Origin of the sequence: Actinosynnema sp. NPDC020468 (genome assembly GCF_040642015.1) — a bacterium.
Classification (GTDB): Bacteria; Actinomycetota; Actinomycetes; order Mycobacteriales; family Pseudonocardiaceae; genus Actinosynnema.
This window is the reverse complement of record NZ_JBFAEO010000096.1, coordinates 1-8950: the sequence shown is the minus strand read 5'-3', so window position 1 is coordinate 8950 and position 8950 is coordinate 1. Positions and strand designations below refer to the sequence as shown.

The 8950-nt window shown below is 69.9% G+C and carries 10 protein-coding genes; 5 read left to right on the top strand and 5 right to left on the bottom strand.

Annotated elements, in window-relative coordinates:
• Positions 1-259 precede the first annotated feature (259 nt).
• On the top strand, positions 260-925 hold the full coding sequence (locus AB0G50_RS35555) for a lysophospholipid acyltransferase family protein (protein ID WP_360118408.1): 666 nt from the start codon (positions 260-262) through the stop codon (positions 923-925).
• A gap of 141 nt (positions 926-1066) precedes the next feature.
• Here AB0G50_RS35555 and AB0G50_RS35550 read toward each other — a convergent pair whose 3' ends face one another.
• Together AB0G50_RS35550 and coxB are read right to left on the bottom strand one after the other, a co-directional pair.
• Positions 1067-1486, bottom strand: coding sequence for a cytochrome c oxidase subunit 4 (locus tag AB0G50_RS35550; RefSeq protein ID WP_360118405.1), 420 nt, complete (start codon positions 1484-1486; stop codon positions 1067-1069).
• A 13-nt stretch (positions 1487-1499) separates the two neighbouring features.
• On the bottom strand, positions 1500-2435 hold the full coding sequence (gene coxB, locus AB0G50_RS35545) for a cytochrome c oxidase subunit II (protein WP_360118402.1): 936 nt from the start codon (positions 2433-2435) through the stop codon (positions 1500-1502).
• Between the two features lie 195 nt (positions 2436-2630).
• Between coxB and asnB the strand changes: the two genes are divergently transcribed.
• Positions 2631-4559, top strand: coding sequence for an asparagine synthase (glutamine-hydrolyzing) (gene asnB / locus AB0G50_RS35540; RefSeq protein ID WP_360118399.1), 1929 nt, complete (start codon positions 2631-2633; stop codon positions 4557-4559).
• Here asnB and AB0G50_RS35535 read toward each other — a convergent pair.
• Positions 4549-4986, bottom strand: a complete 438-nt coding sequence (locus AB0G50_RS35535; protein ID WP_360118396.1) for a MerR family transcriptional regulator — start codon at positions 4984-4986, stop codon at positions 4549-4551. The two genes, asnB and AB0G50_RS35535, sit on opposite strands and share 11 nt — an antisense overlap.
• 79 nt (positions 4987-5065) lie before the next feature.
• Here AB0G50_RS35535 and AB0G50_RS35530 point away from each other — a divergent pair, with 79 nt between their 5' ends.
• Together AB0G50_RS35530 and AB0G50_RS35525 are read left to right on the top strand one after the other, a co-directional pair.
• On the top strand, positions 5066-6244 hold the full coding sequence (locus tag AB0G50_RS35530) for an MFS transporter (protein WP_360118393.1): 1179 nt from the start codon (positions 5066-5068) through the stop codon (positions 6242-6244).
• 73 nt (positions 6245-6317) lie between these two features.
• Positions 6318-6485 carry a hypothetical protein gene (locus AB0G50_RS35525; protein WP_360118390.1) on the top strand — a complete coding sequence of 56 codons (168 nt, stop codon included), beginning with the start codon at positions 6318-6320 and terminating at the stop codon, positions 6483-6485.
• Positions 6486-6598: 113 nt separating this feature from the next.
• Here AB0G50_RS35525 and AB0G50_RS35520 read toward each other — a convergent pair whose 3' ends face one another.
• Positions 6599-6973: an iron-sulfur cluster assembly accessory protein gene (locus AB0G50_RS35520; RefSeq protein ID WP_360118387.1), complete on the bottom strand. Its 375-nt coding sequence runs from the start codon at positions 6971-6973 to the stop codon at positions 6599-6601.
• Positions 6974-7063: 90 nt separating this feature from the next.
• Positions 7064-8077, bottom strand: a complete 1014-nt coding sequence (locus AB0G50_RS35515) for a glycerate kinase (RefSeq protein ID WP_360118384.1) — start codon at positions 8075-8077, stop codon at positions 7064-7066.
• Positions 8078-8118: 41 nt separating this feature from the next.
• Between AB0G50_RS35515 and AB0G50_RS35510 the strand changes: the two genes are divergently transcribed.
• Positions 8119-8745, top strand: a complete 627-nt coding sequence (locus AB0G50_RS35510; protein ID WP_360118381.1) for a DUF3043 domain-containing protein — start codon at positions 8119-8121, stop codon at positions 8743-8745.
• Positions 8746-8950: the final 205 nt, after the last annotated feature.

Below are 8950 nucleotides of genomic sequence, written 5' to 3'. Positions count from 1 at the left end.
ATGTGGTTGCCTCCGGCAGGCCATACGGGGAGAACACGACGCCCTAACCCCCGGAGGCGCTGCCCGTCCGGCGAGGACGCTTTTACGCCCTAAACGCAGGCCAACACCCCACAGACACCCGGCCACACAGACACACGCCCACACAGACACGCCCACACCCGGGCGCCCACACCCACCCACCACCCCACTCAGCGACAAACGACGTGAGAGGGGTGACACGGTGAACACCAGAGGTGTGGGAGGAGTCATGCTTGGACCCATGCTCTACACGGTGATGAAGCGAGTCGTGGCACCAGCCGCGCGGGCGGTCTACCGACCCAGGGTCGAAGGCCTGGACAACGTGCCCACCACGGGCGCAGTGATCCTCGCACCCAACCACCTGTCGTTCATCGACAGCATCGTGCTCCCCATGGTGATCCCGAGGCGGGTGTCCTTCCTCGCCAAAGCCGAGTACTTCGAGGGCAAGGGCCTCAAGGGAGCCCTCTCCCGGGGCTTCTTCGGCGGCCTGGGCCACGTCCCGGTCAAACGAGGCGTGGGCCGAGCCGCGAGAGCCTCCCTGGACACCGCGAAGTCGATCCTGGACGCGGGCGGCGCCTTCGCCATCTACCCCGAGGGCACCCGCAGCCTCGACGGCCGCCTGCACCGGGGCCGCACCGGCGTGGCCCGCATGGCCCTGGAATCCGGCGCCCCGGTCATCCCGGTGGGCATCATCGGCACCGACAAGGTGCAACCGGTGGACAAGAAACTCCCCCGCCTGCACCGGGTCACGATCCGCTTCGGCGAACCCCTGGACTTCTCCCGCTACGCGGGCCTCCACGACTCCCTCCCGGTCCTCCGCTCGGTGACCGACGAGATCGTCTACAAGATCCTGGACCTGTCCGGCCAGGAGTACGTGGACAGCTACCAGACGTCGAACGCCGCCTGACGGGCAACACCCCGCACAACGCCGCCCGCACACGGGCTACACCCGCCACACCAGCCGCCCCGCCATCACCCCGGGAAAGCGAAGAAGGGGCCGTCCACACCGGACGGCCCCTTCTCCACAATCTTCAGTACCCCGAGAACCTCAGTCGTGGTTGGGCCCGGTGTGGTACTCGAACACCAGCCCACCGACCGCGACCAGCAGCAGCACGACCGCGATCACCAGCAACCACACGTGCCAGAACGCCAGCGCCACCCCGGCCGTCGCGGCCGCCGCGGCGAGCCCGACCGGCCAGTAGGACCCGGGCGAGAAGAACCCCAGCTCCCCCGCGCCGTCCGACACCTCGGCGTCGGAGTTGTCCTCGGGCCGGACCTCGATCCGCCGCGCCACGAACCGGAAGTACGTGCCGGAGATCAGGGCCAGGCCACCGGTCAGCGCGAGCGCCACCGTGCCGACGGGCTCGAGCCCGTGCGGAGCGGCGCCCCACGTCCAGAAGCCGTACACGACGGCCATGAGGAACGAGAACCCCATCACCAAGTCGAAAATCCGCGCTTCGACCTTCATCGGGAATGCCTCCTTACTTCCCGCCGCCGGACGACGCCTCACGGGCGGTCCGGTCGGTGTCGAAGGGCTTGGTGGTGACCGCGTACGGCGTGCACAGCTCGCCGCAGTTCAGCTCGGTCAACGCCTGCGCGGCGGTGTAGAGCTTGCCGGTGTCGCTGTTGACCTTCTGCCGCAGCGCCATGTACTGCTCGAACGTGCCCGCGTCCAGCGCGCGCACCTCGAAGTTCATCACCGCGTGGTAGGTGCCGCACAGCTCGGCGCAGCGACCGACGAACGAGCCCGTCCGGTCGATCTGCGTGATCTCGAACGACGATTCCTGGTTGTTCTTGCCCGGCTCCGGGAAGACGTCCCGCTTGAAGTGGAACTCCGGGACGTAGAACGAGTGGATGACGTCCTTCGAGTTCAGGTTGAACTGGATGGACTTGCCCGAGGGCACCACCAGCAGCGGCACCTCACCCGAGCTGCCGACCGTGCTCACCGGCTCGTCACGCGGCTGCGTCCGGTAACCGGGGTACTGGAACTCCCAGTTCCACTGGAACGCGATCACGTCCACGGTGACGTCCGGCTTGCCGGACAGCTTCGTGACGTAGTTCTGCGTGGTCGCGGTGAAGTAGAACAGGACCGCGACGATCACCGTCGGCACGACGATGAGGACCAGCTCCAGCGGCAGGTTGTAGGCAACCTGGCGGGGCAGCTCCTCGCTCTTCTTGCGGTGGAAGGCGACCGACCAGAGGATCAGCCCCCACACGATGACGCCGACCGCGAGGGCGGCGACGACCGACCAGGTCCACAGCTCGCGCATCCGCTCCGCCTGCGGCGTCACGGCCTGCGGCCAGCCGAAGCGCAGCACCTCATCCGTGGAGCAACCCGTGGCCCCGACGCCGACCAGGCCGACCAGCCCGCCGACCCTGGCCAGCCGAGCTGTCCTGGTGCCCTCCTTCAGGCCCACTGCTCGCCGCCTCCTCGCTGCTGAAAGCTCGCAGGCAAGGGGTAAATCAACCCCATGCCGGATCATGCGGGAGCGTAGCCCAGCGGATGCGGCCTCACCCCTTGGGGGCGGCACCCACCCGGTGCAGTTTCGGTCACACACAGGCCCCCCGGCATACTGGGGACTTCTCCACACGACACGAAAGGGTGCCTTGGCGTGTGCGGCCTGGTAGGACTGGTTTGCCCTGGCGAGAACGAGGCGCATCACGCGCGCTCGGCGGTGTTGGGGGCACTGCGCTGCCAGCGGCACCGCGGTCCCGACGAGAGCGGCACCTGGCAGGGTGACGAGGTCGTCTTCGGCTTCAACCGCCTGTCCATCATCGACATCGAGCACTCGCACCAGCCCCTGCACTGGGGGCCGACCGACCAGCAGGGCCGCTACGCGATCCTGTTCAACGGCGAGATCTACAACTACCTGGAACTGCGCGCGGAGCTGACCAAGCAGTTCGGGGCGGTGTTCGCGACCGACGGCGACACCGAGACGATCGTCGCGGCCTACCACTACTGGGGCCCGCAGGCGGTCGCGAAGCTGCGCGGCATGTTCGCGTTCCTGATCTGGGACCGCGCCCGCAAGGTCGTGTTCGGCGCCCGCGACCCGTTCGGCATCAAGCCGCTGTACTACGCGGCGGGCCCGGGCGGCGTGGCGTTCTCCAGCGAGAAGAAGTCGGTGCTGGAACTGGCGCCGACGATCGGCATCCAGCCGACCGTCGACCGCAAGGCCCTCCAGCACTACCTGACGTTGCAGTACGTGCCCGAGCCGGAGTCCCTGCACGGCCAGGTTCACCGGATCGAGTCCGGCACGTCGTTCACCCTCACCCCGGGTGGCCGTCCGGTGGTGGAGCGCTACTTCCCGGCCACGTTCCGGCCGCGCGCCGTGCACGGCCCGTCGGACGAGAACCGGCTGTACGACGAGATCACCGCGGCGCTTCGGGACTCCGTCGCCAAGCACATGCGCGCGGACGTCACGGTGGGCTCGTTCCTGTCCGGCGGCATCGACTCGACCGTGGTCGCGGCGCTGGCCAAGGAGCACAACCCGGACCTGATCACGTTCACCACCGGCTTCGAGCGGCAGGGCTACTCGGAGATCGACGTGGCCGCCGAGTCGGCCGCGCTGATCGGGGTCAAGCACGTGGTCCGGCCGGTGAGCGCGCAGGAGATGATGGACTCCCTGCCGCTGATCACCTGGTACCTGGACGACCCGGTGGCCGACCCGGCGCTGGTGCCGCTGTGGTTCATCGCCCGCGAGGCCCGCAAGCACGTCAAGGTCGTGCTGTCCGGCGAGGGCGCGGACGAGCTGTTCGGCGGCTACACGATCTACCGCGAGCCGCTGTCGCTGGCGCCGTTCGACAAGGTGCCGGGCGCGCTGCGCAAGGCCATGGGCAAGGTGTCCACGAAGATCCCGCAGGGCGTGCGCGGCAAGGACCTGCTGCGGCGGGGCGCGCTGACCCTGGAGGAGCGCTACTACGGCAACGCGCGCATCTTCCTGGACGACCAGCTGCGCCAGGTGCTGCGCACCTACGACCCGAACGTGTCCCACCAGGACGTGACCGCGCAGCCGTACCGCGAGTCGGAGGACTGGGACCCGGTCACCCGCATGCAGCACGTGGACCTGTTCACCTGGCTGCGGGGCGACATCCTGGTCAAGGCGGACAAGATGACGATGGCGAACTCGCTGGAGCTGCGGGTGCCGTTCCTGGACCCGGAGGTCTTCCGGATCGCCTCGCAGGTGCCGTCGGAGCTCAAGCTCACCAAGGAGACGACCAAGCACGCGCTGCGCCGGGCGATCCGCGACATCGTGCCCGCGCACGTGCTGAACCGGAAGAAGCTCGGCTTCCCGGTGCCGATCCGGCACTGGCTCAAAGACGAGATGCACGACTGGGCCGTCGACCACGTGAACGCCTCCCAGACCGACCAGTACATCGACAAGCACGCGGTGCTGCGGATCATCGAGGAGCACCGGTCCGGCGTCGCCGACCACAGCCGGCGGATCTGGGCGCTGCTGGTCTTCATGATCTGGCACGGCATCTTCGTGGAGGGCCGGATCCGCCCGGTCGTCCCGGAGCCGCAGTACCCGGTCAAGCTGTAGTCGCCGGCCGCACCCCGTTCGCGCACTGGGCCTTCCCCTCGGGGGAGGCCCAGTGCTCTTCGGTGAGCTTCCGGACGTCGCCGACGAGCTTCGTCAGGTGCTCGCGACTGGTTTCCAGCGCGGCGATCCGGTCGTTCACCGACGCGAGCTCCTCGGTGAGGATCTCCAGCAGCGGCACGCAGCCCATCTCGTCCGCGGCGAGCACCACGTCCTCGCCGAACGCGTGCGCGAGCACGAGTCGGACGAGTCGGACGTTCAGGCCGGAGGCGATGAGGCAGCGGACGCTGCGCACGCGGGCCACGTCGGACTCCTCGTAGACCCGGTAGCGGGCCTCCGTCCGCTGCGGGGTGAGCAGACCGTGCTGGTCGTAGTAGCGCAGCATCCGCACGGACGCGCCGGTGCGCTCCGCCAACTCCCCGATGCGCATATTCCCGTCCTCCGTCGAAAGAGCGCCTGATCACCCAAGCTTGACCCTGACGTCAGTGTCACACTTTAGCCTCGTCGACGTGATCGCCCTAGTCCTCATGTTGTGCGCATTCGCCGTCGGAACCTCGGAGTTCATCGTCGTCGGGGTGTTGCCCGAGGTCGCCGGGGACCTCGACGTGACCCTGCCGACCGCCGGTCTGCTGGTCACCGCCTACGCGGTGTCCGTGGCCATCGGCGGACCCGTCCTCACCGTCCTGACCGGGCGCCTGCCGCGCCGGTCGCTGCTCGTCGCCGTCATGGTGCTCGCGCTGCTCGCCGCCACGGCCTGCGCGCTCGCGCCCGACTACGCCACCCTGATGGCCGCCCGCATGGTCGCGGCGCTGTCCCAGGGCCTGTTCTTCGCGGTCGCCTCGCAGGTCGCGGTGGCCGCCGTGCCGCCGGAGAAGCAGACGGCGGCCATCGCCAAGATCGTCAACGGGGTGGCGCTGTCCACCATCCTGGGCATCCCGATCGGCACCCTGATCGGCCAGAACTACGGCTGGCGCGCGTCGTTCGCGCTGGTCGCGGCGCTGACCGCGATCGGGCTGGTCGGCGTGCTCGCGGGCGCGCCCAAGGTTGAGCACGAGCCGGACGCCGGGGTGCGCGCGAGCCTGTTCGCGTTCGGCCGGAAGACCGTGCTGCTCGGTCTGCTGACCACCGTGCTGTCGTTCACCGGCATGATCACCGCGTTCACCTACGTGGCGCCCGCGCTGCGCGACGTGACCGGGTTCAGCCCCGGCTGGGTGACCGGCGTGCTGCTGGTCTACGGCCTCGGCACGATGGTCGGCAGCACGTTCGCGGGCCGCGTGCCGCCGGGCTCCATCGCGAAGGTGCTGCCGATCCCGCTGGCCGCGTTGACCGTGCTGCTGCTCGCGCAGGGCTTCCTGCTCGAGACCAAGGTGACCGCGGTGGTGGCGGTGTTCGTGCTCGGCGCGACCGCGTTCGCCTCCGGTCCGCTGCTGCACACGTTCCTGATGGGTCAGGCCGGCTCGGCGTCCGGGCTGGTGGCCTCGGTGAACATCTCGGCGTTCAACGTCGCCGCCGCGCTCGGGCCGATGATCGGCGGCGCGGTGATCACCAGCGGCCTGGGTGTCCGCTGGACGGCCGCCGTCGGCGCGGTGCCGACCGTGCTCGGGGTGCTGGTGGCGCTGGTGATCGGTCGCCTGGTGCGTCGAGGGGTCGCACCGGAGCCCGCGGAGCCGGCGCTCGCCACCGCGTGACGCGAAACCCTTGCCGGGCGACTACTGCCCGGTAAGGGTTTTGTCAAGCGTTCGGCACGCATACGGTCCCCTGGTGACCAACCGCGAAGCCGACTCGCTGGACGAGCTGATCGACGACTGCACCGCGTTGCCCATAGAACTGCGTTCCGCGGGCAAGTCCGTTCCCGCGCCGCGTGCGGCGTCGCCCTGGCGCGTGAACGAGGACGCCTACCGCCAGGTCGACGGGTTGGACGCCTACTGACGGTCGGACGCCCAGCGGAACCGACGCCGGTTCGGGCTCACGGGTGAACGCGAACGGCCCCCCACTGCGGTGGGGGGCCGTTCGCGTCGACCGGCGAGCTGTGGAGCCGTGGATCAGTGGAACGAGTCGCCGCAGGCGCACGAGCCGCCGGCGTTCGGGTTGTCGATGGTGAAACCCTGCTTCTCGATCGTGTCCACGAAGTCGATCACGGCGCCCTCGACGTACGGGGCGCTCATGCGGTCGACGGCCACCTTGAGCCCGTTGAAGTCGCGGACCGCGTCGCCGTCCAGCGCGCGCTCGTCGAAGAACAGCTGGTAGCGCAGCCCCGCGCAACCACCGGGCTGGACGGCGATGCGCAGGTGCATGTCGTCGCGGCCCTCCTGGTCGAGCAGCGCCTTCGCCTTGACGGCAGCCGCGTCGGTCAGCTTCACGCCGTGGGTCGGCGGTGCGTCAGGAGTCGAGGTGACTGCGTCCTGAGCGGTCGTCATGGCTCTCCCTCAGAGGTCCTTTGCGGGCATCTATTCCCTGCAACACGGGTAGGTCCCGCTTTGTTCCTGCCCACCATCGTCGCACAGGTGTCACGGTCGGCGGTGTGACCACTGCCTCGCGACGTGCTCGGCCAGATCGGCGAGGGTTCCCGCCGGATCCGCGAGCGACTTCTCCGCCGATCCGACGTGGTCGGCGACCGAATAGGCGTCCTGCACGCCGATGGCTGCGGATTCACGACGCCCCACCTCGACCCGACCGGCCAGGACCACGCACGGCAGCCCGCGCTCGGCCGCGCCGGCGGCCACCGCGGTGACGAGCTTGCCGCGCAGCGACTGCCAGTCGAACGAGCCCTCCCCGGTCACCGCGAGGTCGACGCCGTCCAGCGCCGCGTCGAGTCCGACCAGGTCGCGGACCAGGCCGGCGCCCGAGACGACCCGCGCGCCGAGCGCGATCAGGGCCGCGCCCAGACCGCCCGCCGCGCCCGCGCCCGGCACCTCGGCGACGGGCGCCAGGGCGGTCATCGCGGCCAGCCTGGCCTCGAGTCGGTCCACGGCGGCCGGTGACGCGCCCTTTTGCGGGCCGAACGTGCGGGCCGCGCCGTGCGGACCCAGCAGCGGGTTTTCCACGTCCGAGGCGGCGACGAGGGTGGCGGTGGGTGTTTCGAGCGTTTCGCGCAGTCCTTCGCCACCGTCGGTGGTGGCCGAGCCGCCCAGGCCAATCACAACGGTGTGACAATTCCGGGCCGCATTGATCAATTCGCCGACGCCGCGGGTGGTCGCGGTCTCGGCGGATTCCGGCCGGCGTTCCGGCGGGACCAGGTGCAGACCGCACGCCTGGGCCGATTCGAGGTAGCCGGTGCCCTCGTGCTCCAGCCACACCGCGCGCACGGGCTCGCCGAGCGGGCCGGTCACCGTGGTCTCGTGCAGCGTGCCGCCCAGGGCCGCGTGCAGGACGGCCGCGAAACCCGGGCCGCCGTCGGCCAGCGGACGTTCCAGCAGGGTGTCGTCGGGTGCGTGCCGGCGCCAGCCCGCGGCCATCGCGGCGGCGGCCTCGCCCGCGGTCAGGGTGCCGCCGAAGCAGTCGGGGGCGAGGAGGACGCGCACCTCGCGAGGGTACTGCGCCGGGCATCTCCTACCCTGGTGGTGTGAGGTTCCTGCGCCGCAGCGCCGATGAGGCCACCGAGACCACCGCCGACCCCGCTCCCGACGAGGTGGTCGATCCCGCGCGCACGCCCGGCAAGGGCAAGCCCACCCCGAAGCGCCGGGAGGCCGAGGGACGCCGGCGTGGTCCCGTCCCGCCGCCGCCCCGCACGCAGCGCGAGGCGTTGAAGCGGATGCGCGGGAACAAGACGTCCAAGGAGGACCGGCGCGCGGCCGCGGTCGAGCGGCGGCAGCGGATGATGGCCGGCGAGGACAAGTACCTGCTGCCCCGGGACCGCGGGCCGGTCAAGGCCTACATCCGGGACGTGGTCGACTCGCGGCGCAACCTCATGGGGTTGTTCATGCCCCTGGCGATCCTGGTGTTCGTGGCGCTCATCGTGCCCGCGCCGGCGATTCAGCAGTACGCGACGTTGTTGACCACGTTCATGTTGTTGGCGATGGTGGTCGAGGGGTTCGTGCTGGGGCGGCTGGTGACCAAGCGGGTTCGGAGCCGGTTCCCGACGGAGCCCATCAAGGGGATCTCGATCGGGTGGTACTCGTTCATTCGGGCGTCTCAGTTGCGGAAGCTTCGGGTGCCCAAGCCTCGGGTGGCCGCGGGGGACAAGGTCTGAGGGTTCGTCCGGGTGTGAGGTGTGTCTGTGGGGCCACGTGTCTGTGGGGTGTTGGCCTGCGTTTAGGACGTAAAAGCGTCCTCGCCGGACGGGCAGCGCCTCCGGGGAGGTAGGGCGTCGTGTTCTCCCCGTATGGCCTGCCGGAGGCAACCACATGCGTCAAGGGGGCACTTGCGTCTTCGGCCGGCGGTAGCGCTTAATGCGC

What these genes read in the sequence shown, in the direction of transcription:
- AB0G50_RS35555 (WP_360118408.1), top strand. Translation starts at nt 260, where the DNA reads ATGCTCTACACGGTGATGAAGCGAGTCGTGGCACCAGCCGCGCGGGCG.
- AB0G50_RS35550 (WP_360118405.1), bottom strand. Translation starts at nt 1,486, where the DNA reads ATGAAGGTCGAAGCGCGGATTTTCGACTTGGTGATGGGGTTCTCGTTC.
- AB0G50_RS35535 (WP_360118396.1), bottom strand. Translation starts at nt 4,986, where the DNA reads ATGCGCATCGGGGAGTTGGCGGAGCGCACCGGCGCGTCCGTGCGGATG.
- AB0G50_RS35520 (WP_360118387.1), bottom strand. Translation starts at nt 6,973, where the DNA reads ATGACGACCGCTCAGGACGCAGTCACCTCGACTCCTGACGCACCGCCG.